The 24546-nt window shown below is 54.4% G+C and carries 14 protein-coding genes; 10 read left to right on the plus strand and 4 right to left on the minus strand.

Annotation, left to right across the window (positions count from 1 at the left end; translation table 11 throughout):
- Positions 1-122: 122 nt before the first annotated feature.
- Genes SH528x_RS20775 through SH528x_RS20785 form a run of 3 tightly spaced genes read left to right on the plus strand, consistent with a single transcriptional unit; the run spans position 123 to position 4464 of the window.
- Complete coding sequence (locus tag SH528x_RS20775; protein ID WP_442505369.1) at positions 123-890, plus strand: ABC transporter ATP-binding protein; 768 nt, start codon at positions 123-125, stop codon at positions 888-890.
- Positions 891-893: 3 nt separating this feature from the next.
- Positions 894-3257, plus strand: coding sequence for an ABC transporter permease (locus SH528x_RS20780; protein WP_442505370.1), 2364 nt, complete (start codon positions 894-896; stop codon positions 3255-3257).
- A gap of 1 nt (position 3258) precedes the next feature.
- The gene (locus SH528x_RS20785; protein ID WP_442505371.1) at positions 3259-4464 is read left to right on the plus strand and encodes an efflux RND transporter periplasmic adaptor subunit; all 1206 of its coding nucleotides are present in this window, start codon (positions 3259-3261) and stop codon (positions 4462-4464) included.
- A 145-nt stretch (positions 4465-4609) separates the two neighbouring features.
- Here SH528x_RS20785 and SH528x_RS20790 read toward each other — a convergent pair whose 3' ends face one another.
- Together SH528x_RS20790 and SH528x_RS20795 are read right to left on the minus strand one after the other, a co-directional pair.
- The gene (locus tag SH528x_RS20790; protein ID WP_442505372.1) at positions 4610-5026 is read right to left on the minus strand and encodes an OsmC family protein; all 417 of its coding nucleotides are present in this window, start codon (positions 5024-5026) and stop codon (positions 4610-4612) included.
- A gap of 487 nt (positions 5027-5513) precedes the next feature.
- Positions 5514-6674 carry a substrate-binding domain-containing protein gene (locus SH528x_RS20795; protein WP_442505373.1) on the minus strand — a complete coding sequence of 387 codons (1161 nt, stop codon included), beginning with the start codon at positions 6672-6674 and terminating at the stop codon, positions 5514-5516.
- A 264-nt stretch (positions 6675-6938) separates the two neighbouring features.
- Between SH528x_RS20795 and SH528x_RS20800 the strand changes: the two genes are divergently transcribed.
- The 6 genes from SH528x_RS20800 to SH528x_RS20825 all read left to right on the plus strand — a co-directional run bounded on the left by SH528x_RS20800 (position 6939) and on the right by SH528x_RS20825 (position 20552).
- Positions 6939-7841: a DUF58 domain-containing protein gene (locus SH528x_RS20800; RefSeq protein WP_442505374.1), complete on the plus strand. Its 903-nt coding sequence runs from the start codon at positions 6939-6941 to the stop codon at positions 7839-7841.
- A complete protein-coding gene (locus tag SH528x_RS20805) occupies positions 7838-10213 on the plus strand; it encodes a BatA domain-containing protein (protein WP_442505375.1) in 2376 nt (791 codons plus the stop codon). Before SH528x_RS20800 ends, SH528x_RS20805 begins: the two co-directional genes overlap by 4 nt.
- The gene (locus tag SH528x_RS20810) at positions 10213-12639 is read left to right on the plus strand and encodes a glutamine amidotransferase (RefSeq protein ID WP_442505376.1); all 2427 of its coding nucleotides are present in this window, start codon (positions 10213-10215) and stop codon (positions 12637-12639) included. The genes SH528x_RS20805 and SH528x_RS20810 overlap by 1 nt, the downstream gene beginning before the upstream one ends.
- A 3-nt stretch (positions 12640-12642) precedes the next feature.
- A complete protein-coding gene (locus SH528x_RS20815) occupies positions 12643-18438 on the plus strand; it encodes a hypothetical protein (RefSeq protein ID WP_442505377.1) in 5796 nt (1931 codons plus the stop codon).
- Positions 18439-19551 (plus strand): prenyltransferase/squalene oxidase repeat-containing protein, encoded by a 1113-nt coding sequence (locus tag SH528x_RS20820; protein WP_442505378.1) that lies wholly within the window; start codon positions 18439-18441, stop codon positions 19549-19551. It begins immediately after the preceding gene.
- Positions 19552-19652: 101 nt separating this feature from the next.
- Complete coding sequence (locus SH528x_RS20825; protein ID WP_442505379.1) at positions 19653-20552, plus strand: hypothetical protein; 900 nt, start codon at positions 19653-19655, stop codon at positions 20550-20552.
- 152 nt (positions 20553-20704) lie between these two features.
- On the opposite strand, the gene SH528x_RS20830 is transcribed toward SH528x_RS20825, so the two are convergent.
- Together SH528x_RS20830 and SH528x_RS20835 are read right to left on the minus strand one after the other, a co-directional pair.
- On the minus strand, positions 20705-20887 hold the full coding sequence (locus SH528x_RS20830) for a hypothetical protein (RefSeq protein WP_442505380.1): 183 nt from the start codon (positions 20885-20887) through the stop codon (positions 20705-20707).
- 130 nt (positions 20888-21017) lie between these two features.
- Positions 21018-22193, minus strand: a complete 1176-nt coding sequence (locus tag SH528x_RS20835) for a DUF1559 family PulG-like putative transporter (RefSeq protein ID WP_442505381.1) — start codon at positions 22191-22193, stop codon at positions 21018-21020.
- A gap of 724 nt (positions 22194-22917) precedes the next feature.
- Here SH528x_RS20835 and SH528x_RS20840 point away from each other — a divergent pair.
- Positions 22918-24468, plus strand: coding sequence for a hypothetical protein (locus tag SH528x_RS20840; RefSeq protein WP_442505382.1), 1551 nt, complete (start codon positions 22918-22920; stop codon positions 24466-24468).
- Positions 24469-24546: the final 78 nt, after the last annotated feature.

Below are 24546 nucleotides of genomic sequence, written 5' to 3' on the forward strand. Positions count from 1 at the left end.
ATTCTACAGTTACGTTTATGTGAATCGAGTCAACCTGGCCTACAGCGGCGTAGTGAATAGAATCCCGACACCAGCTTAGTTCCTTCGCAATGGCTATCATGCATTGCTGGTAATGAGTCTCGATGATGGTCGTGCTCGCAGCTGCATTCCCGATGACGATGGACATGAATGATTTGACATCCACAAAAAACGCCATGTTCCGCGTCTGTGATGTCACCAAGGTTTACGACATGGGCGAAGTGCAGGTGCAGGCACTTCGAGGGATCAACCTGGAACTGTACGAACACGAATTTGTCGTGTTGCTGGGAGCGTCAGGTAGTGGGAAATCGACCCTGCTGAATATCTTGGGCGGCTTGGATGTGCCGACCGCGGGCACGGTCCAATACCACAACACGGACCTGACTCAATCAACCGACACAGAGCGGACACGTTACCGCCGCGACCACGTGGGCTTTGTCTTTCAGTTCTACAATTTGATTCCGAGTTTGACCGCTCGAGAGAACGTCGAGCTGATCACCGAGATCGCGAAGTCGCCCATGGATGCGATGGACGCGTTGGATCTTGTGAGAATGAAAGATCGCGCGAATCATTTTCCTGCTCAGCTCTCAGGCGGTGAACAGCAACGTGTCGCGATCGCCCGAGCGATCGCAAAAAATCCCACCGTGTTATTGTGCGATGAACCGACCGGTGCACTCGACGTCAAAACGGGCGTTTGGGTGCTCGATGCGATCTCGCGAATCAATCGAGAACTAGGAACCACGACGGCGGTGATTACGCACAACGCGGTGATCGCCGAAATGGCTGATCGCGTCATCTCGCTATCGGATGGGTTGATCTCAGGGATCCATGCAAACACGAAACGGATTGACGTTTCGGAGTTGCGATGGTAACCGATGCGCAAGCTTGATCGAAAACTGATACGCGACATGTTGCACATGAAGGGGCAAGTGTTTGCGATTCTATGCGTGATCGCTGCGGGTGTTGCCACGTTTGTGATGTCGATGTGCGCGTATAATTCGCTCGAAACCAGCAAAGAAGCGTTTTATCGAGACTTTCGCTTTGCCGACATTTTTGCTCAAACACGGCGGAGCCCGAATGCGTTAAGGCCTCGTTTGCGAGAGATCGAAGGGGTGGCCGCCGTCGAGACTCGCTTGGTCTTTGACGTCTTACTGGATGTTCCGGAGATGAGCGAACCGGCAACGGCACGGCTAATTTCGGTTCCGGATTCTGGCGAGTGTTTGCTCAACAAGGTCTACATTTCGCGAGGGCGGATGATTGAACCCGAGCGTACCGGCGAGGTCGTAGTGTCGGACGTGTTCGCCATGGCCCACGGTTTCGTTGCCGGTGATCAAGTGCGTGCGGTGATCAATGGCAAGCGTCAGACGTTGAAGATCGTTGGCGTGGCGATGTCACCTGAATACGTGATGCAGATACAACCGGGCAGCATCATGCCGGACAATAAACGCTTCGGAATCTTCTGGATGAACGAGCGTGATCTCGAAGCCGCCTTCGACATGAGCGGTGCATTCAATAGCGTCGCCGTTAAACTCGCCTACGACAGTAATCCCAACGAGGTGATTGACCAAATTGATGGATTGCTAGAGCCCTACGGTTGCGTAGGAGCGTATGGCCGCAGCGAACAAATTTCGCATCAGTATCTGTCGGACGAACTCAAACAGCTGCGTTCCATGGCAATTGTGTCACCCGCGATCTTTTTATCGGTCGCTGCGTTTCTGCTGAACATTGTGGTTTCACGCATCATCATTCAGCAACGCGAGCAGATTGCCGCACTAAAGGCGTTTGGTTACACCAACGTCGAAGTCGGATCCCACTACTTGAATTTGGTGCTGTTGATATCGGTCAGCGGTACGGTGATTGGTACCGTGTTTGGAATCTGGATGGCGTCGGGCATGACCAAAATGTATGCCAAATTCTATAAGTTTCCCACGCTTACCATCCAAGTCGATGTGATGGCGATCGCGATCGGCTTTTTGCTGACTACCGCAGCCGCCTGTCTCGGCACTTGGCTTTCGGTTCGCAAGGCGATTCGATTGCCACCTGCCGAAGCGATGCGTCCTGAGCCTCCGCCGCGCTACAAGCCGACACTTTTGGAGCGAATCATTCCACGCGAGCAATTGTCTTCTGAGATGCGAATGATTATCCGTAACGTCGCTCGCAATCCAATCAAGGCAGGGTTCTCGATCATCGGGATTGCGATGGCGGGTGCCGTCATGGTGCTGGGAAGTTTCTCGCTCGACGCGATGAATTACATGATGGACTTCCAATTTCGCAAAGCACAGCGGCAAGACCTGATGGTGACATTCGTTGAACCGGCAACCTCGTCGGTGATGTACGAGGTCAGCCGGTTGGAGGGAGTGCTCGATAGCGAGACGATTCGTTCGGTGGCGACTCGCATTCACTTTCAGAACCGTTCTCGCAGAATCGGGTTGATGGGGCTGGATCGCAACGCCTCGCTGTATCGTTTGCTCGACAAGGATGAACGCGTCTTGGTCGTGCCCGAGTTTGGTGTGATGTTAAATACCAAGCTCGCTCAGTTGCTCGGTGTCAATCGCGGCGACCTTGTCACGATCGAAGTACTCGAGGACAAGCGGCCCACGCTGACGGTGGAAGTCTCCGCGTTGGTCGAAGAATATGCGGGGCTGAACGCGTACATGAATAAGCAACAGTTACACGCCATGCTAAAGGAGTCCAAAGTGGCTTCGGGTGCTTTTCTGAAGGTCGATGCAAATCGGATGAATGAGCTTTTTTCGGAGCTCGAACTTCGGCCTGGCGTGGGTAGCGTGATGATCAAAGACGCGGTGTTAAACAGTTTTCGCGAAACGGTGGCGGAAAACATTTTGGTGATGCGATCCTTCATCATCTTCTTTGCGGCTGTGATCGCAATCGGTGTCGTCTACAATAGCGCCCGCATTTCCTTGTCCGAACGAAGCCGCGATCTCGCGACGATGCGAGTCATTGGGTTCACGCGAAACGAGGTTTCAATGGTTTTGCTTGGTGAAATCACCTTGTTCACGCTTATTGCGATTCCGCTTGGATGGGTGATTGGGTACGGTTTGGCTGGGATGATGGCCAGCGGATTGGACACCGACAACTATCGGATTCCATTAGTGATTAGCCGCAACACCTACGCGTTAGCAACGGTGGTGGTCATCGCCGCGACGTTTTTCTCTGGATTGGTGGTCCAGCGTCGCATCTTTCACCTCGATCTGGTTGGGGTGTTGAAAACACGAGAATAACATGAAGTTTTCAATAAAGACGCTGCTATGGGGAATCTTGATTGTTGCAGCGATCATGGCGTGGATTTTTGCAATGTTCCCTGAACCCGTGGAAGTGGAATCCGCCACAGCGATCATCGGTCCGCTTCAAGTCACTGTCCAAGAGGATGGGAAGACGCGAATCCGCGAGAAATATATCGTCTCGGCTCCCGTCTCGGGCCGCGTCTCACGAATCGAGCTGGACGCGGGCGACCATTGCAGCGAAGAAACACTGCTGGCGGTGATCTTGCCGAGTGCCCCCGCGTTTCTCGACGCGCGAGCTCGTGCGGAAGCCAGTGCGCGAGTCCAGGCGGCAAAAGCGGCGCTTCAACGTGCAGAATCCGCGAGTGAGCAAGCGGTAATCAATAACGACCTTGCCAACACAAAATTCGAGCGTGCTAAACGACTGCGTCCCTCTAACGCCATCTCCGAGAGCGAATATGACATTGCTCGAACCGAACAATTAGCGACCCGGCAAGCCATCAAGACGGCTCGCTTTGATGTTGAAATTGCAGAGTTTGAATTTGCGATGGCCAACGCCGCTGCGCAGCAGTTTGCCGAACCCGTTGACGATGACGCGGTAGAGCCTTTTGAAATTATGGCCCCTATCGCAGGACAAGTATTGCGAGTGATCCAACAAAGCTCGGCGGTGGTCGCTGTTGGAACACCGCTCATAGAACTCGGAGACCCACGTAACCTCGAGATTGAAATCGACGTCTTGTCGACCGACGCGGTGCGAATCACGCCCGGAGCCAAATTGACCATCGAGCACTGGGGTGGAGAATCGCCACTGCAAGGCTACGTGCGAGTGATTGAACCGGGGGCGTTTACGAAAATATCGTCGTTGGGCGTTGAAGAGCAACGCGTCAATGTGATCGCCGATTTCAATGAACCTCCCGATCGCATCGCCTCGCTCGGAGACGGATATCGAGTGGAGACGCGCATCGTCGTCAATGAGCTCGCCGATGTGTTGCTGATACCCAACAGCGCCTTATTCCGCCATCAACGACAATGGCATGTGTTGACCATTGTCGATGGCAAGGCGAATCTTCAGCAGGTCGAAATCGGCCTTCAGAACGAAACGCAAACGCAAATCATCAACGGATTGCGAGTCGATGACGAAGTGATCGTATACCCGAGTGACACGCTCGAACCCGGATCAGCAGTGCGAGCGAAAACAAGCACTTGATTACCGTCGGAACAATAGTTGACGGTCCTCACTTGTAGCGGAAGTCGTCAAGACTTTCGTGAATCGCGGCACAGGTCGAAACTCTTAACGAGTTCCGCTACGTCAGTAGTTATTCCGACGGTTCTAAACTGGTCGGATCACAAGATTATTCGTACACGAATGTAATCGGGGCATCGATATCTGAGTGTAGGCTCTGGTGTACCGGACATTTTCTCGCTGCGGATTCCAGTCGATCTCGCATCGCGGGATCGTCCACCAAACCGCTCGGTACTGTCACGATCGTTTCCAAGCGTCCGATCCGTCGCACCGGTTGTGCGATCATCTCCTTGGTCACGCTGACCTTGGTACCGGTCAATTCGATCTCGTGCCGCTGGGCAACGAGTCCGAGAATCGTCAGCACACAACTTCCAAGTGCAGTGGCCACCAAGTCGGTCGGTGAGAAACTGGTGCCTTGTCCACCGTTGTCTACCGGAGCATCCGTGGTAAGTTCGGTTCCACTGGGACCGTGTGTCGCGCGGACGCCTAGTTTACCGGTATAGATCGCTTGAATATTGACTGACATGTTAAATTGAAACTCGAATTAAGGGGCGAAACAGTATTGCAGTATGGCCAGCAAATCATAACCCGAAGCGTAAGCGAGGGACCGAGTCAAGACAGATATTCCCTCGCTTACGCTTTTTGAAGTTGCTGTTTTTGTGCCGGAGGCACTTTATGGGATAACCTTGGACTTTAGTCCAAGGTTATCGGTTCTGAAATTGGCGCCAAGTCGCGGAGCGACGTTCTGTGGCGAACCATCAAGTCACAAAACGTCCCGCTGGGACTCGATTAATATTGGCGAATATCCCTCGGACTAAAGTCCGAGGCTATCGAAATATGTCGCTCCGCGACAGCAACTAGCGCAACTTCAAAACTTACGCTTCGGGTTCTGATTCTTCTAAGCCGGACGCTCTCGTAAGACGCCGGGTAATGCGGTATGCCCGGCCGCTCACGCGCGAGCGCCTCGCTAAACTAACAGCCCCCTTGCGCCGCACCGCTACTAAGGTAGATGTCTATTTCGTCGATCTCAAATTACGACGATATTGGCCGGGTGTCATGTTCGTTTCGCGACGAAAAACGACGTGCATGTATTCGGGGTGATCAAAACCGCAGAGCGCCGCGATGCGATCCATCGCCAAATCGGTCTCCGCCAACAATTGTCGTGCTCGTTTGATTTGCACGTGGCGGATCTCTTGTTGCGGCGAGCGGCTAAGCAACTTTCTCAACTGGCGTTCGAGCGTACTGCGAGACAATCCCGAGTGAGCGATCACATCTTGGACCGTGATTCCGTTACAAGCGTTTTCGCGGATATACGACAGTGCTGTTGCGATCGACGGGTCGTCGATCGCAACGATATCGGACGACTGACGCACTTCGATTCCAATCGGTGGAACCACGTGCAGCAATTTGTCTGGCTTCTCACCCTTCATCAACCGCGACAATAAACTCGCCGCTTGAAATCCGGTTTCTTCTGCGTTGGGAATCACGCTGGTCATTGACGGGTCGCACAATTCGCAAATCACGCTGTCGTTATCGGTGCCAATCACAGCGACTTCTTCGGGAATGACAAGCTCGGCTTGGGCACACGCCTCGAGCACCTGTTGGCCACGAACATCACTACAACAATAGATTCCTACGGGCAGCGGCAAACTTGTCAGCCAGCGAACGAGTTCCGTCCGCTCGTTTTCGGCGGTTCTGGCGTCCGGTCCTTGCCAAACGGATCGGTAGACAGGGCATTCGTTATCAGGTTTCCAAACGTGGCGACCAAATGACTTTTCCCGTCGTGTCGACCACTCTTCATGCTCGAATCCACAAAACGCAAAATTCTGGAAACCTCGTTCGATTAAATGCGTGGCGGCCACGCGACCAATTTCCTCGTCATCACTGCGGATCACAGGGAAACCATAATCTTGTCCCCGGTCGGTCAACTCGACGATCGGGATTCCGCTTTTGGCGACCGCTTTGGCAAATTCCGGCGTTGTCACGCGCGAGATAATCCCGTTTCCTTTCCAGTCGGCTAGCCATGCGGGAGGCTTGGCGGTCAGGTCGCGTTGTTCGAGAAAAATCGACCAATCGTGATGAGTCTGGCGGAACCGAATGACCCCTTCTAACAAATGCCGGCCGTAAATCGTCGACGTTTCGATCATCAACGCGACGCGTTTTTTCTTCAACATGAGAGATAAGTGACGAGACAAGAAGGGGAACGAGTAGAAAGATCATTTGGCCTGCGGATTAAAGTAACGCTTTTGCCACCAGACGGGTAGGCTAAAATGCAATCAATCACAGGGCGCACTGCAGGTGAGAATTCGGTATATAATGGGGCCAGATCATCGTTTAGGCCGCCGTTTCGGGCGTGCACCCCACCGAGAATGTCCTACCGAGGAAGTCGAAGCAGACATCCCCTCCAATTTGCGTTCCCGCCTCACAGGTTCAACTTCATGCGAATCCTCGATCTGGTTAGCCCTCGCGAACTTTCTCGCGTTGCTGCATTGCAATTGCTGGCTCGCCAGATTGTCGAGGGTTTCTGCTCGGGTCGACACCGCTCGCCGCACAAAGGGTTCAGCGTCGAGTTCAAGGAACACCGTCAATATGTGCCCGGCGACGAGCTAAAGAATATCGATTGGAAAGCGTTCGGGAAAAGCGACCGGCTGTACATCCGCGAGTACGAGGAAGAGACGAACCTGCGTTGCACGTTGTTGGTGGACCGTAGCGGATCCATGCAATATCGCGGCGAACGATCCAATGGACTTAGCAAGGACGAGTACACTCAGCGGCTTGGTGCCTCGCTTGCCTATTTGATGCTCGGTCAACAAGACGCTGCGGGAGTGATCACGTTTGATGATCGACCGCGCAAGATCGTTCCGACTCGAGGTCGCCCCTCGCACCTGCGACTCGTGATCGAAGCACTCAGTGGTCCGCCTCCGGGATTGGAAACCGATCTCGGGGGTGCGATCAGCATGTTGGTACCGAAACTTGGACGACGCAGTTTGGTCGTTATCTTGTCCGACGCGATGGGCGATCTTGAGTCGCTGAATCGATCACTTGCTCAGATCCGGTCTCGCAAACACGAAGTCATTTTCTTTCATATCTTAGATCCTGACGAAGTCGACTTTCCGTTCACAGGCCGTGTACAGTTTCGAGACATTGAGGGAACCGCAGACGATCAAACCGTCGACGCAGTCACGATTCGCAAGGCTTACCTCGATCGGCTTGCCCAACACAACGCTCGGCTTCGAGATGTCTGTCGCCGGCATCGCGTCGATTTGGTCAGCATTCATACGGATCAGCTTTATGACGACGCGTTGCATCAATACGTGGCATTGCGGAGAAGCCTGTCATGATGTTGCTCAACGGACTGCTCGCGTTTGGGGCATTGGCCTTTACGATCCCGCTCGCGATTCACTTGCTGTACCGCAGCAAGTTCAAAACGATCCAGTGGGGCGCGATGCACCTGCTTGAACCCGTCGTGCGAATTAATCGTCGACGGATCCAATGGATGCACTTGTTGCTACTGATGCTCCGCTGCCTATTGCCAATCCTGTTGGCGTTTTGCTTGTCCTTGCCGCTATTGACGGGATGCAGGGCGCTGCCGGGTGATGATCCGCAAACCATCGTGATGGTGATCGATGATTCGCTCAGCATGGCGGCACGAGATGACACGGGACGTTCGAATATTGACCGCGTGAAACAGGAACTCGGGGACTATTTGGCAACATTGTCTCGACGTGACGAAATCATCTGGATGCCCGCAAGCGAGATTCGCAGCGTGGCATCGATATCCGGTCATGCCACGATGGGCACCAGCGATGCGCAGGATCGCCTGCGCACCTTGATCGCGACGACGGGGCCATTTGATTTGGCAAAAGTGGTTCGAGCAGGGATGGCAGCCGCGGATAACGGCTCGCACCTCGAACGTCAGGTGTTGATTGTGTCCGACTTCCAAAGCTGCAACGTGAATGATGCTTCGCTTGAGAACCTGAAGACACTGATGCAGGCTTCACCAAGCGATTACGCACGACCGGCAATCCATTTTTGGAACGTCGGAAGCAAATTGAACACGCGTGAAAATTTGTCGGTGGACTCGATTGAAACGATGTCGCCCGCCTTGGTCCCTGATCGTCGCACCGTGTTTGCAGCGCGAGTCCGCAACGCCAGTGATAAACCGATCAACGAAGCCAGAGTGACTTGGTCGATTGATGGCGTGAATTCGGAACCCGGCTTGGTATCGATTCCCGCTCGCTCGACGACCTTGATCAATCATGTAACCGCGTTTGCGGAGTCTGGAATTCATGAGATCGCGGTGACGGTAGAGCACCCCGACGCATTGTTGGAAGACAATCGCCGTAGTGCCGCAGTTGAGGTGATCCGCGAGATCGATGTCTTGCTTGTCGATGGTCAACCAGGGAAAGAGCCGTTGGAGGGCGAAACCGATTATTTGGCGATCGCCCTGAGTCCTTTTGCGTTTGCTCAGCAAGACCAGGTGGATGCGGTCCGCGCGTCAGTTGTTACCGTTTCGGAACTGCCAAAGCGAATGAGCGAACAACCACCGAACATCCTCGTTCTGGCTAACGTCGCGTCATTGAGCGAAGATCAACAAAACAAGATTGCCGATTTTGTCTACAAAGGCGGATCGTTGATCTTGTTTGACGGCGAGAACTTGGACAAGGCAGAATATGCCAATTCGTGGAAGCATGGCGAGCGATTAATGCCACTGCCCGCCAAGCTGGACAAACTGGTGGGCAATCCGTCGGAAACCAACGCCACGCCGATGCGAATTGGCGACGCTAATTCTCAGTTCACTCCCTGGTCGCGACTTGCTCCCGGTGACCAACGTCCGTTTTCGGGAGTCGACGTCTACGCGTATCGAAAGATCATTCCTCGCGTCACTGAAAATACCGACGACAAAGGCAGCGAGACAGACAACACAACAAATCCCGATGCCATCGTCTTGATGTCGATGTCCAACGGTGATCCGCTTGTCGTTTCAGCCCAACGCGGACGAGGACGAATCGTCCAGTTCGCCATCCCTTGTGATGATTCCTGGACATCGCTGCCGCTGCGACGCATCTACCTGCCGATGATGCAGCAGCTTGCACTCGATTTGATCGGCAGCGGAAGAGCGACGACGGTGATGACCGGCGAGCCGATAGTGGTATTGATGGACGAATTTCGTCAGCCCGAGAAAGTGCAAGAGGATACAAAAGAAGCCGCGATCAAATCGAAGGCGTCCAGACCCACCGGCAAATCCGCCAAGAAAGCAGCCGCAGACGAGAGCGACATTGAGCCAGCAATTTTCACAGTCCAAACGCCTCGTTCGAGCGAAATCACGATCGAGATGCCCAGTGATCCGCAATCACCGGACGCGACCGAGTTGGTCTGGACGCAAACGAATCAGGCTGGCTTGTATCGGTTCCGACAAATTCTTCCTCAAGCCGATGGCCAGCGTATCGTGACCGCGACTGTGCGAGTCGCTGAGGTCCCAGCGGAAGAGTCGCAACTACGTGACGCTGAACCCGCGCGGATCGCAGCGGTTGCCGAAATGATCGGAGCAACGATACACACGGAAACAAATTCCATCGAATCGGCCGAACAAACTCGCCGGTACGGTCGCGAAATCTGGCGTTGGTTCCTGTACGCACTTTTGCTTGCGATGATCTTGGAACTGGTGGTTCAGCAGCAAATTGTGCATAAGAATCACGGGAGCATCGCATAATGGATTTTTTGCCAACAATTCGATTTGCGGGTGATTTGTCAGGCGGTCTTGTGCTTGCGATTGCTCTCATCGCAGCGTCTGCGGTGATGTGGTTTTACGCTCGCGAAACTCGCACGATGGCCGCTCCGTACTCATATTTGTTACCAGCGTTGCGTGCAGCTGCCGTCGCGTTGGTCATCTTTATTTTGTCCGGACCGGTGTGGCACCGCCGTGAAGAAATTGGGACGTTGGGGAAGGTCACATTCGCCATCGACACGTCGGCAAGCATGGCGATTACCGATAGCGCCCGCTCTGACGCTTCGGAATCACGCGTTCGGCGTGCCACGCGACTGCTGGTTGGCACCCCTGAAAACCCTGGTCTTGTCGAGCAACTAAGCAAAACGCATGACATCGAAGTCATCGAGTTTAATTCCGCTGCAGCGGTGCCGTTGTGGTCCAGCAGTGACGAGGAACCACTCGAATCGTCATTGCAATTGATCGCAGCAGGACTGCGAACGAATTTGTCGTCTGCGATCTCGACGGCGTCCGTCGAAGGTGGCGTCGAAGGAATCCTGCCCAGCGAGAAACCGTCGCAGGATTCGGACTCGGTGGACGCCGACGATCCCGAAGCAAGCCGAGTCCGTTCGGCAATCGTGATCATCAGCGAAGGACGTCACAATCTAGGTCCATCCCCCGTCGACGCAGCACGCCGAATTGCGTCCGCGGCGACTCAGGTGATGACGCTTGGAATGGGATCCGAAGAGGAACCGATTGATGCTGGCATCTCTCAAGTGATTCGTCCGGATTCCGTCGCTGCAGATGGACGGTTATCGGGGAAACTTGTTGTCAAACAGTTTGGCATGACCGGTAAGCCGTTGGGATTGCGGATCGAACACCTGAACAAGACCGTTTGGCAACACACACTCGTCCCCGGCGTCGAAGGGGATATCGAAGTCCCGTTCGACTTCGAGGTTGAGCCTCTAGTCGAGCTGACGCAAGAGGCTTCGGCCCGAGGCGTCAGTCGTGATGCAGTGGCATTGGATCTGCGCGCGATTGTTGACTCCGTCGCCGGCCGGGGCGGATTTGTTGCTGGGGCGGGTACGAATGGGAACATCATGGCGGACAATGATTCGATGCCATTTCGAGTCGCCGCCTCGGTTCGGGATCGTCGTCTGTTGATTCTTGATGGATCGAGTCGTTGGGAAACACGATACCTACGCAACTTGTTTGGGCGTGACCCGGCGTGGCGAGTGGATTCGATTTTGTATGGCCCGGGAACGGATATTCCGTCGGTGACGCGAGGCGACCAACCCGGACAATTCCCGTCGTCCGCCGAAGCCATCTCGCAGTATGACGCCATCATTCTCGGTGAGGTCGCTGCGGAGCAGATCAAACCCGTCGATGCGGCATTGATACGCCAATTTGTTAGTCGTGGCGGCGGATTGATTGTCATCGATGGACAGTATCAACGCGTTCGCAAAATTGTCGAATCCCATTTGTCGGACGTTGTTCCGATTACGTATGTCGGTGGTGATTCGCTGGTCGATGGCGGCAAGATTGTGCCGACGATGGTGGGTCGCGATCAACCGATGATGTTGCTGCGGCAAACCGATGAGTCCGACAGCAATAAACTTGCGGAGATGTGGGCGCGGTTGCCTGAAGCCGCGTACGTGAACCAAGTCCAGGCTCAAGCGGGAGCGGAAGTTTGGGCGACGTCATCACAGCCGGGCGGCAAGCAGCTTCCTTGGTTAGTAACGCGGCTCTTTGGTTCCGGCCGCGTCTTCTATTTCTCGTCGGACCAATCGTGGCGTTGGCGATATAAACTGGCTGACGAATTGCACGCTCGGTTTTGGAATCAAGTGCTCAGCGCCGTCATGCAGCCGCCTTACGCGGCAAGCGACTCCTTTGTCTCACTGGGCACCGATCGCGTAGAATACGGAGTGGGTGATACGTCACTGATTCGCGTTCGCCTGCAAGGTCCCACCGGCAAACCGCTGGGTGATGCAACGGTCGACGCGTTGTTGGTGACAGCGGATCGTGTCGTGTCGACGGTCGCATTGTCGATCGACGATCCGGCCAGGGGGACGTATCAAGGTCAAACGCCGCCGCTCGAACCAGGCGAATACGAAGTCCGGATTCGTGCAAGCGGTTTTGATTCGACGGCGTTACAAGCGACCACGCCGATTTGGGTCGGGTCACCCGATCATGCAGAATTGCGTCGCGTTGGACTCGATAAAAACGCCTTGTCGCAAATCGCTCAGGCCGGCAAGGGCAGCTACTTTCATGAATCATCTGCTGACAAGTTACTCGAGCAGCTGAAACCGTTGTCGAGTGGTTCGATCATCGAATCAGATGTGTTGATATGGCAGTCATTTTATTGGTTTTGGGTGGTCATCGCGTTGTTGACCGCTGAATGGTTGTTGCGCAAACGAGCAGGGTTGGTGTAAACGATGTCCGCAGCAGGCTCTTCCCTTGTTAGCCAATTGAAACTAGATCCCGCCACCGCGACGGCACTTCAGTCGTTTGCCCGACGGCGGCGTTGGTTGATCTGGCTTCGCTGTATCGCAATCGCCGTGTTAGCGTTTTTTGGGACGGTGTTCGTCGTCGCGCTCGCTGACCACCTGTGGTTACTTCCCGAATCGCTACGGATGATCCTCAGCCTTGCTGCTTATGGAATCACTGCGGCAGTATTGTGGGGATTCGGTCTTCGTCATCTGCGTCGCGATGATCCTCAAGAGCTCGCTCGTCAGCTCGAAACGACCGCGCCACGTGTCCGCGACGACCTACTTTCCGCAGTCGAACTTGGCGACCCCCGGTTCGCCAACGGATCAATCGAGTTGCAAAACCGATTGCAGCAATCGGTCGGACGACGACTTCAGAAGATCGACGTCACGGGATTGCTGCCGATCGCGATGATTCGCAAATGGTTGGTCGCGGGTTCGGTGGTCTTGTTGGTTTGCGTTCTTCTGACACTGATTCCTTCGTTGCAGTTCGGTCGTCGTATGGCACGTGCGATGTTGCCGATGGCTTCGATTGAGCGTGCATCGGAAATCAAAATTCGAATCGTTGAACCGATCCCTCCAACCCGCTATGTGGCCGAAGGCGATGCCGTTGCGGTGGTCGTTGAGGTCAGCACGCCTCGTTCGCAGCCCAACGCATCGACGGAGATGAGCCCCGCTAATGGCTATTCCGAGGAAGTGATCATTCAGTGGAGGGCCGACAACGAGACATTCGAGTCGACGATGTTGTCTCGCGCGCCGCTGCTGACGTCGCATGCCGACGGTTCACTGCCGCGCTCCGGCGACGGATCTGCAGCGGTCGTTCCGCCGAACGTGTTCGCGGCAAACCTTGCCATCAAAAAGACGCCGGTTCAGTACCGCGTCTTGACCGGGGACGCTGTTACGCTTTGGCACACGCTAACTCCGCTGCCTCGCCCTCGCGTTGTTTCCTTCGAAAAACGATACGAGTTCCCCAAGTATGCAAAACTTGAGGACGTGATTGAAACGGCGGACCACGGTGATTTAACCGCGATTGCCGGATCCGTAGGCCATTTGAAGGTCCAATTTGATCAACCTGTGCGCGATGCGATGTTGCGGTACGGGGCCCGTGGTGTGACTATTCCCCTTCATCAGGTTGGCACCGACTTGATGGCGTTCTCCGTTTCGTTACCGATCAAAACGCCGGGTAATTATCAAATTGATGCGATCGGGCTCGACTCGGAACTTGGCAACCCGTTCGGGCCTCAATACACGATCGTCCCGATCCTCGATACCCCCCCCGTCGTCCGCTGGGGCGATGCAGTGAAATCGAACATGCTGGCATCGCCACTGGACGTCTTGGCGTTTTCGGCATCGGTCGAGGATGACATCCCTATCGATGACGTCTTTATTGAGTTCGAGATCAACGGATCGGCGACGCTTCAGAACCCGATCGCAATCGAGTCTGCGGCCCCAAAATTGTCCCCCACGTGGGATTGGGACTTGATGCAGCGGAATGAGTCGCCGAGCCAGAGCGAGGCATTGGTCAGTGGCGATATCGTCCACGTACGCGTGGTTGCGCTGGACCGCAAACGGCAACGAGGCGAGTCACGTTTGATTGAAATTCTGATCGTCGATGATGGATTTACCCAATCACGGCAAGATCATCTGAGTCGATTAGGCGAAGTGGTTAGCGAAACCGTCGACTGGACGAGTGACGCGTATAGTTTGATTGACGAATTGCGTCAACTGACATCCCAGCCCGACGCCGCCGCACTTCCGGAAGCGAAGATTCAATCAGTCCAAAAATCGGCCTCGTTAATAGCGGACGCCAAAGTTGCGTTGATGAACCGTTTGAAAACGGTACTCCCACTCAGCAACGATCCCGTCGAAGCATCGGGGCTTGAGCAGATTGGTTTGGCGCTGATCGATTTACAATCCAAAATCGAGGCCGCGGTGGCGATCATCGAAGATGACACAGCAAACGCGAATGATGAGGAAAAAAAGATCCGACGTGACCTCATCAAGCGACTCGACGGGCAACTTGCCAATACTCGCAATGAGGTCTCACGCGTCGAAGAGTTCGCTCGTTCATTTGTCGCCCATCACATGGATGTTTGTGCACTGACCGACGCCGCAGCATTATTGCAAAGTGTTCAGCCAATCGCGGATCCCGAAGCCCAGGTTCCAATCGAATTGTACGAGCGCTACGTCAATGTCGCCAATGCACGCATGAAGACGATTGACACCTTGATCGCGACTTATTCGGAATTGATGCCCGAGTCGCATCGCAACTATCTTCGCAAATGGAGTGATTTTTCGAGCTCGTGGCAAATCCGACTTGGTAATACGATCAACGACCCACCAGGGCACGAAAACCTGCGGTCGTTGTTGCAACAATACACCGCTGAATTGCATCGCCAAGTGGTCAGCAATTTAATTGACCAACAACTCGAAGGCCGGCTGAAAAACCTGCTTGTCGAACTCAATGGCCAACGCCGCAAACCTCACGACATTCTTCGCCAAGCGAACAACGATGGACGGGAAGCCAAAAACTTATCGAAGAAACTTGAGTCGATTGATGATGCAAATCAGGCTGCCACGACGACGCGTCGCTTAAATGAAAAGCAATCCGCATACGATCATGCGATCGCCGATCTCGTTTTGCGGCTAGAGCAAGAGGAGCCTTTGAATCGAGCGAGACCAATCGTTGATTTAGGCTACGCGTCGGACACGTCTCTGTTTGTGCGTGCGATTAAGAACGTCAGCGCCGATGGCTACCAAGACTATCGCGATGAATCGATCTCGGATGTTTATGAAAAATTGGCACGAGCCTTCTCGGTGATTCATGCAATGCATGAAGTCAAGACATTACAAACCGAACTTAAATCGCTGCGATTGGCCGAGAACCGTCTCGATCATTACGCTGAAGCACGTTTAGAGCACCCGATGTGGGTTGAGCGGTTCATGTTCGGGATGGAAAAGGCGGTTCAATCGGTACGAGCTGCGGGGGTCGCATCGTCGATCTCCGAATCGATCGATCAATCCCGCTACGGTGGCTCTATCGGACAGGGATCGGAATTGATTCGCCAGCGACGATGGGACGAAAACGCACTCGTTTCCGCATCGCAGCACTTGCGGCCGGCCGTCGCAAAAGTGGATGCAGCGATAGCCCCACTCGCACCGCTTGTCGAAGAGGCACGCCAGGTCATATTGAGTTATGTGCCTACGCTTGCTGAACAAGCACGCCAGGCAGCAAAAAAAGCGGGGGAGGCGGAACAGCGAACCGAACAGCGTGAGGATGCATCCGCAGAAACGGCAAAGCAACTTGACCAGCAGCAACAAGAAGCCGAACAAGCCGCCACCGAGACGATGCAAACGTTGGCCGACCGGGCCAACAACGCTGATTTGACCGACCGCAGCGAACGAGAATTAGCACGAGATGCGGACGCGGCTACCGCGCAAATTGCCGATGCCCTAAAACGCTCGCAACAACAAATGGACGCCGCAGCGACAACGTCGGCTGAACAACCGCGGAGCGAAATGCTTGATGAAGCAGCAAAATCGCTACAGGATTTGAAAGAAGCACTCGAAAATACCGCTGAACATTTTGAGCGTGCGGACGCAGGCGAGGATGTGTCCGAGTCACGCGAACAACTGCGGGCTGCGGAGAGTGAATTGCAGCAGGCTGCGGAATTGCAACAGCGTTTTGATCAAGCCGAAGCGATGGCCAATGCGGCCAACAAATCCCCCGAAGAATTGATGCGTCAACTCGAACAAGAGTTAAAACGCAACGAGATGATGCAAGAAGAGTTGTCCGATATCGCTGCCAATGCAGTCGAAACTGCGGCTGCGTCACTTGAGCAGGCCGCGCAGGCGGAACGCGAGGTCAATAAGAGTCTTGAGCGAAGCGGTCCAATGCTGCAAGAGCAAAAACAGCGGATGCGTCAGGAGTTGAAAGGGGTTGCCGAAAAAATCGACACGGTCCGTGACGCTTTGTTGCATCAAGCGGAACGGGCGGCAAACCTCGGACAACAACAGGACCTTAACAAAGAGATCGCTGAACTTCGCAACGACTTGCAAAAGGCGGCTCAGGATGTGCATCAAAGTGGCAACGGTGACCCATTGATGTCGGAATTGAATCAAGCAGCGAAACAAGCCAAAGAAGCGATTCAGTCCGCAAGCAAGGCGATCGAGAAAGTGAAGCGGGATGCCGACGACGCCGCTTCGAAATCGGTCAGCGAACGTGAGAAAGATCGACAAGCTCTTGAACAACAAGCCAGTCATCTGCAGCGTGAGTCGCGGAATCGCCGCACCCAAGACGCAGATAACCAACGTAAAGAATGGGAAAATTTCGAAAAAGCCGCCGGTCATCGAGAATCGGCAGCAAAGCGAGAAGTCCAAAGTGCTGAGCGGCAAAAAAGCGATTTGGAAAAGAAACTCAAGCAAAACCCCAAGGAAACATGGCGAGAAGCAGAGATCGATCGCGCCGAAGATCGAATCAAATTGGCCAAGACGACCGAAGCAGCAGCACGCGAGTCAAAGCAATTTGCGAAGGAAAAGAAAGACGCCGCTGAAAAAATTCGAAAGCAGACTCAGTCCGAAAAAACGGAATCACTCGATAAGGCTAATCCAGGAGCACAACTTGCTCAACAAATGGCAGCGAAAGCCGACGCCGAACTTGGGCAGATCGAAAAAGCACTCAGTGAAATAGCCAATCAATCAGCGATGCCCGAGTCGTTGCGTGCATCAGCTCAGGCGACCGAGCATGCCCTGAACAGTCAAGCGGCAATCACGCAGCAAACCGAGACTGCTGCGGACCTGCTCGAGCGGGCTGCTCGCCACGAACAACGACTTGGCAAGGAATCGGTTGCCGAGGCGCTTAGTGAAGCCGCCGAATCGGTCGAGCAAAACGCTGTGGCAAGTTCAAAAGAGGCACAACAAGCCGTACAAGCTGCCCGCGACGACCAAACGCAATCACCTGCCGCGAGCCAGAAGATCGCCGAAGCGACAGAACAGATCCAAGCCGAAGCAGACCGCTTGTCAAACACGATGGCTGAGGCGTTACCGCAATCCCCTGCGGCAGACACATCATCGTCGCCGTCGACACCTAGCGTCCCGACTCCTAGCGGCCCGACACCTTCATCGCAATCGCAGTCTGCTTCATCGCAATCACCATCGTCTGCTTCCCCCGCAGCTAACACGCCCGAAGGACGTGCTCGCCAACTCGCCCAGACCCTAGACGAACTCGACCAAGCGATGGCGGAGCCATCAGGTCAAGCCAGCGGCGAGGGCCAAAACCAACAATCCGGCGAAGAGCAGGCGGCCGAGGGGCAAGCGGGCGAACAAGGGCAACCATCCGAATCGGCTCAAGCGGCTCAGGGAAGTAAACCCGGGCAAGCCAAATCAGCCGGTCAGGCATCACCGACGCTGGCGTCTGCGATGCAGAAACAAACTCAGCAAATGGCCAAACAGCGTCAGAGCCAAGTGAACGCCGCACAGCAAGGTAACCCAGCAGAGAGCCCATCCGAATCGATGGCTAAGTCGTCCATGAGTACGATCAGCAATTCGTCATCCGACGGTATCGGCGATAGCGAGTCCATCGCTTCCAAAGGCGAAAATCGAAAAGGGGCTCAATGGGGGCAACTTCGCGAGCGACGAACCGATGATGTGAACGAGACGGAGGCCAATGTGGGGTCGCCCGAATATCAACAGCAAATCGAAGCTTATTTTCAAGCCGTTGCACGCCGAGCGGCAAAGAAGAAATAGATGAATCCATTATCAATCAATCGCCGACTCGTCTTAAAGAATCTCGTGGCCGCAGCGTGTCTGCCGATGACGGCGTGTGCGTTCGCGAAAACCGCTGCCGCAGAAGAATCACTCCAGACGCTTTACATTCCTGACGAAGTCGATCGCGCGGTTCGTAAAGCGGTCGAGTACCTTGCCGGGACTCAGCGTGATAATGGAGCACTAGCCGATCGCAATCACCATGTCACGATGACATCGCTGGCGATCATGGCGATGGCTTCGATTGGGACCCAACCGGGCGATGAAACCGAGTTGGGGCGAGTCATGCGACGAGCGATTGACTTTGTGTTGACGCCCAAGCATCAGGACGACAACGGATACTTTGGCAAAAGTGACGGCTCGCGGATGTATGGACACGGGATCATCACGTTGATGTTGACCGAAGTGTTGGGCATGGGAGCGACGGTGGAGCAAAACGTCCGCATCCACGAAGCCTTGGTACCCGCGATCAAGCTGATTTTAGCGGCCCAAAAAGTAGGCAAACCTGAATTGCATCAAGGCGGTTGGCGCTACGAGCCACGCAGCACCGACTCGGATTTGAGCGCTTCGGTTTGGCAATTGATGGCGTTACGCTCAGCCAAGAACGATGGCATGGACGTGCCCGGCGAGGCAATCGATCAAGCGGTCAAGTATCTGAAAGCATCGTACACCACACCACGAAAAGCCAAGCGGGGTAGCGTCGAGGTCAGTGGATTTAGCTATACCCCAGGAACCCACCAAGCAACCTTCACCATGACGGCTGCCGGATTGCTCGCGATGCAGGTTTGCGGGTTGTACGATTCACCGATGGTCGCAGGCGCTGCGGACTGGTTGTTGCAGGATCCCCCCCAGATCAACGAACGCTATTTTTATTACGGCATCTATTACTACTCGCAGGGCATGCACCAGTTTGGCGGAAAACATGCCGAAACGGCGACCAAATTGGTGTCCGACTTGTTACTCGGTGCCCAGCATCAAACCGGAGCCTGGCAACCGCAACGCGAAGAGCATAACTACGGAAGCGTTTATGCCACTTCACTGGCCGTGCTCAGCCTGAGTGTTCGCTATCATTACCTGCCAATTTATCAGCGATAGAAATCTGTATTGCATTCAAAACGGGCTTTTGCGAACCTCTTGTAGGGCGTGAAACGCAGCGTCCGACTAGCCCGACTTTCTAGAGGATGGAGACTCTGACTGTGTATCGAAATTTTTGCCTGGCTGCTGTGACTTTCTTGGCTGCCGCTTCTGGCACCACCGCGACCCTTTCGCAAGCCGAAGATGCTGAAAACGCTGGAAAAAGCGTGCTACAGCGATACACGTTGCGTTATACGCTGAAAAAGGGCGAGCAACTCCATTACGAAGTCACTCACGCGGCAAAGACCAAGACGCGAATTCGCGGTGCAGAAGAGATTTCCACGGTCCATACGGTCAGCCAGCGGCACTGGGATGTTTTGTCAGCCGACGCCAACGGCGAATCGACCATCGATCATATAGTTGACTCGGTCGAAATGACTCAGCAACAAGGCGAACAAGAAGAAATCCGTTGGGACAGCCTTTCCAAAGAAGAACCACCGGCGATCTTCGGACGCGTCGCGGAACAAATCGGCAAGAAATTGTCGACGCTGACGTTTGATGCTCGAGGGATCGAAATCAAACGAGAAAATCACGGTGGCACTAAGGCGTCGCTGGGCATGGGGACTTTGACGCTTCAGTTGCCCGAAGAACCACTTGCGATCGGCGATTCATGGTCGGTTCCACACGAAGTCAAAGCTCGACTGGATAACAGTGAAGTCAAGACGATCAAGATTCGCGAACGCTACACACTTGAAAAAGTGCAAACCGGAGTTGCGACCCTTTCTTTACGCAGCGAACCGCTGACACCAATCAACGAAGAATCGGTTCGTGCCCAAGTTGTTCAACAGCTCAGCAATGGCACGATCCGCTTCGACATCGACAACGGCCGCATGCTTAGCAAACAGCTTGATTGGGATGAAACGGTCGTCGGTTTCCAAGGAGCGAACAGCTTGATGGAATACCGTTCGCGAATGACCGAGAAATTGGTCGACGGTGTAGAACGTACCGCTCAAAAGCCGTAGCTATGACCGAAACCGCACGCGACAGCCATTTGTCGTCGTCGCGTGCCTTCTATATTCGCGAAGCAACCCCGGCATCGATCCGAGGGACAAGCCTGAAGGGCTGCTTCAATGGAATGAGTTAGCGTCCACGATAGTGTTGGACGCTCAGCGGACTATTCCTCGTCCATTGAGCCTTCTGTTTCCGCTAACAACCTGGCCTCGTTGGCTTCGTATTCCGCGATCGCTGCCGCGTCGGCATCTTCGGTGACAACGGTAGGCGTGGTGTCGCTACCGCAGCCAAGAAATAGCGAAAATGAACCAAGAAGAAGTAGGGTGATCGAGAATGCGCGTTTCAAGTTAGATTCCTTATGAATGGTTGGGTTTGAATTACAGTTCGGATACGGACGTAAAGTTTGAAGCAATCGAGACGAACGTCGCACCATTGGCATCGATGGCAATGAAGCGACGTCGAGTCAATTTGCAGGCCTAAAACTCTGCGTCGATCGTTTCTTTGTTGGCGCGAGTACCAAGTGATCCCCAAAGCCCGTACGGGCTCTTCGAGCCGGGTGCCTGAGTACCGGTACCGTTCTTCCAAACCATACCCGCAGACGAGTTACCTGCTTCGATCGAGTCGGTGATGAACTTCACCGCACCATCACCCATCAACACATGAGTACCGCCTTGGTGATAGCTGGAGGTGGAACCAACGACGTTCAAATCGTCGCCATTGTGCCGCGAACAGATTTCCGAGTTCGGAGGCAGGATCGTAGTAAAACCACTGAAGATCGTCTTGGCGTCGGCCCAGCGATAACCACGAGCTCGTGTTTCCCGGCTGGCCTTAATCCAAAAGAGAGGGCGTTCCGGATCAATTTTGACGTAACAAGCCTTGGGATTATCGCGAATCGTTTTCATCGTGCCGTTATTGTTACCAGCAGAGAAGCTGGGCAAAACGGCTCGGCTGTCTTTGTCACCAAGATAAGTAGCGATCTCTCCCATCGCAATCGTGTTAGACAATCCGTCCAGAACGTCTCGGAAACGTCCCTTGTCGAATGGCTTAAAGAAACCACGGTGTGCTGCTCGTGCGGTTGTTGCTCGCGAGCGTGTACCGTCGATCATTCTCTTATTGGCCCACGGACCATAAGCCGTTTCATCACAAGAGTCTCCGATGCAAGCAGCATAGTTCGTACGGCCCAGTGATGGTAAACCACGCCCCGGATCGCTCGGACAGCGAATTGAAGGGATATCGGATGCCCAAGGAGTGTAATTGATGTTTTGAGGCGTGGGGCCCATTGCGTTCCAGGTTCCGCCCACCGTGCTTGGATTTGAAATTTGTTCCCAGAGCGCCTGTTGCTCAATGAACGGCAAAGTGCCCACCAAAACGCTCAACTGCCGATTGTTGACAATCGCTGAACTACGCCACCAATCAATTCCGGGGCTCGGAGCAACCGTCCCGGTACCGTGGGTGGGCATTTGTTTGTAGGCAGAGTGGTAATTGTGGATCGCAAGACCGAGTTGCTTGAAGTTGTTGCTACAACTCATCCGGCGTGCTGCTTCGCGAGCGGCTTGAACGGCCGGCAATAAAAGCCCGACTAAAACCCCGATGATCGCGATCACGACCAAAAGTTCGACTAGAGTAAAACCTTGTTGTGACTGACGTCTCATAACGTGCACCTATTCACCTATAAAGAAAAGAGAGAAGAGTGAAGAGCGGAGAAATGACTTGCTCAACACCCCCATTATAGCGGTGTTAGTCAAACCGTCAGTAACGTTTTGCGTCACGGGACTAGTCATTTGCGACATCCCGTAATTGTTGACACTGTCGACATTGCTAGCGATCTTCTCAGGAAATTAACAGCTAAGCGACTGAAAGCCCCTTAAAACGCGATAAATGGACCATTCGAAAGCATACAAAGATTGTCCGCAACCGATCTGTCTTAAGGAATGTAACCGGCATCTTTATTCTGTCAGCAGTAGTCGATTCCCCGCCTTATATTTGCGACATTTACGTTTAGCGAAGGCGACACCCAGTTTCAGGGTCGTTTCTCACTGATTTGAGTGCTCAGAGAGCCAGGGAAGTTATTGAAAGTCGACAAAGACGGCTCGAAGTTTTAACCCGATCGCAGAGCCCAAGAAGCGAGCGGCGACTTTGCATTTCCGATTGTCTTTCATTCACTTGGAACGAGCGGTTTACTTGCGTCGTGGATATGCTCGCAAACGCATGGATATCCGCCGCGAGCGCGACGGCATCTACGGCGAATCCCGACAGTCATTTTCCGCTCGGTCCACTGCACCTGGAACCGCATCTATCTCGAGATGGCCCACCTTTGGACTCGCTATACTTAAGAACAGTGCGTCCCGGTATGGTTCCCCGTCTGGAGAGATAGTGATGAATCGCAATGGCCGTCGTCAGTTTTTGGCAAACGTTGGTAGTGGGATGTTGGTTGGCAGTTTAGGCACTGGCCTGGCGGGCGACCTGGGCATCCGTTCGGTGTGGGCCGACGAAGCGGACGATCGGTTGACGTTTGGTGAACTGGAGCCGTTGGTTTCACTGATGCAGGAAACGCCGCTTGGCAAACTGCAGCAAGTCCTGCTTCGCAAAATCGAAACCGGCACGGACCTGGCCACCCTAATCGCAGCCGGTTCGTTGGCAAACGCTCGCACCTTCGGCGGGCATGACTATGTCGGTTTCCATACGTTTATGGCGCTAACGCCGGCACTAGAAATGGCGGCCGAGCTTCCCGACCCTCGGCGTGCTCTACCCGTTTTGAAAGTCCTGTACCGCAACACCGATCGTATTCAACAATTTGGTGGTTCCAGCAGTGAAGTCCTGCGTCGTTTGGACGCCAGCAAGCATGAAGGTCATCGTCCGTCGGCGGAAGAGTTGCAAGCTATGACGCGGCAGGCCGAGGTAGCGGGAGCCGAGCAGATGATGGCGGCGCTGAGCGAAGAATCGGCAGCCAACGTTTTCAATCGGGTCCAGCACAGCGTCCAAGATGAAGCCGATGTGCACCGTGTCGTGTTAGCATGGCGAGCTTGGGCGTGCATCGGAATTGTCGGTGAACGACATGCCAACACGCTGCTGCGGCAATCGGTGCGTTATTGTCTGCAAGATTCACAGCGACGAATTCGCGATGGTAAGCCCGATCCCCAGTTATGGACGCTGCTACCACGCTTGCTCGATCAATACAAATTGCTCAGCCAACCGGTCGGAAATCGTAGAGGGGATGACCAATGGATTGATGAATTGGCCTGGACGATTTTTCACAGTAACCGTGTGCAAGCTGCTGACGCGGCCGCGCAAGCCCTGGCCGCCGGCTATGCACCCCACCAAGTCGGCGAAGCCATGTCGGTGGCTGCCAACCTGCTGTTGTTACACGATCCGGGCCGTGACAAGGATGGCGACGGAGATAAAGTCAAAGGTTCGGTGCACGGAGCCTCGGTGGGAGTCCACGCATCGGATGCAGCCAACGCTTGGCGTAACATCGCTCGGGTCAGCAACCCACGCAATACGATCGCCAGCCTGTTAGTCGGTGCCTACCACACGGCCGGCCAAAGCCCGCGAGTTGATCGCGAGCCGTGGCCGCTGAAGATGGACGCGGTCGAAGCAGTGGACGACAAGCAACAGCTCTTGCAGCAAGCCGAACAGGCCGTCCGCAATCGTGATCAAGCATTAGCAGGTGCAGCCGTTCAGCGGTTCGCCGACTTGGGTGGATCTCCACGAGCGATTTCGGATGTGTTGATTAGATTTGCGACCAGCGAAGACGGCGCGTTGCATGCTGAAAAGTACTACCGCACCGCCACCGAGGAATTCGCCAATACACGGCCGTCACTGCGCTGGCGACAATTGGTAGGTTTGGCACGAGTATCGGCCAGCGAATACGGAACGGCCGCCCCCGGCTATCGCGAAGCATGCGAACTGCTAAACGTGAAAGCCTAATCCCGATTTTCCGAAACCACGCTCGCCAGAACGTGGTCCACCATCTGGCGACGGTCGCTACATCGAAGTTGAAAATAC

The sequence above is a fragment of the Novipirellula methanifontis genome, from assembly GCF_052161655.1.
GTDB lineage: Bacteria > Planctomycetota > Planctomycetia > Pirellulales > Pirellulaceae > Novipirellula.

What these genes read in the sequence shown, in the direction of transcription:
- SH528x_RS20775 (WP_442505369.1), top strand. Translation starts at nt 123, where the DNA reads ATGATGGTCGTGCTCGCAGCTGCATTCCCGATGACGATGGACATGAAT.
- SH528x_RS20780 (WP_442505370.1), top strand. Translation starts at nt 894, where the DNA reads ATGCGCAAGCTTGATCGAAAACTGATACGCGACATGTTGCACATGAAG.
- SH528x_RS20785 (WP_442505371.1), top strand. Translation starts at nt 3,259, where the DNA reads ATGAAGTTTTCAATAAAGACGCTGCTATGGGGAATCTTGATTGTTGCA.
- SH528x_RS20790 (WP_442505372.1), bottom strand. Translation starts at nt 5,026, where the DNA reads ATGTCAGTCAATATTCAAGCGATCTATACCGGTAAACTAGGCGTCCGC.
- SH528x_RS20795 (WP_442505373.1), bottom strand. Translation starts at nt 6,674, where the DNA reads ATGTTGAAGAAAAAACGCGTCGCGTTGATGATCGAAACGTCGACGATT.
- SH528x_RS20800 (WP_442505374.1), top strand. Translation starts at nt 6,939, where the DNA reads ATGCGAATCCTCGATCTGGTTAGCCCTCGCGAACTTTCTCGCGTTGCT.
- SH528x_RS20805 (WP_442505375.1), top strand. Translation starts at nt 7,838, where the DNA reads ATGATGTTGCTCAACGGACTGCTCGCGTTTGGGGCATTGGCCTTTACG.
- SH528x_RS20810 (WP_442505376.1), top strand. Translation starts at nt 10,213, where the DNA reads ATGGATTTTTTGCCAACAATTCGATTTGCGGGTGATTTGTCAGGCGGT.
- SH528x_RS20815 (WP_442505377.1), top strand. Translation starts at nt 12,643, where the DNA reads ATGTCCGCAGCAGGCTCTTCCCTTGTTAGCCAATTGAAACTAGATCCC.
- SH528x_RS20820 (WP_442505378.1), top strand. Translation starts at nt 18,439, where the DNA reads ATGAATCCATTATCAATCAATCGCCGACTCGTCTTAAAGAATCTCGTG.
- SH528x_RS20835 (WP_442505381.1), bottom strand. Translation starts at nt 22,193, where the DNA reads ATGAGACGTCAGTCACAACAAGGTTTTACTCTAGTCGAACTTTTGGTC.
- SH528x_RS20840 (WP_442505382.1), top strand. Translation starts at nt 22,918, where the DNA reads ATGAATCGCAATGGCCGTCGTCAGTTTTTGGCAAACGTTGGTAGTGGG.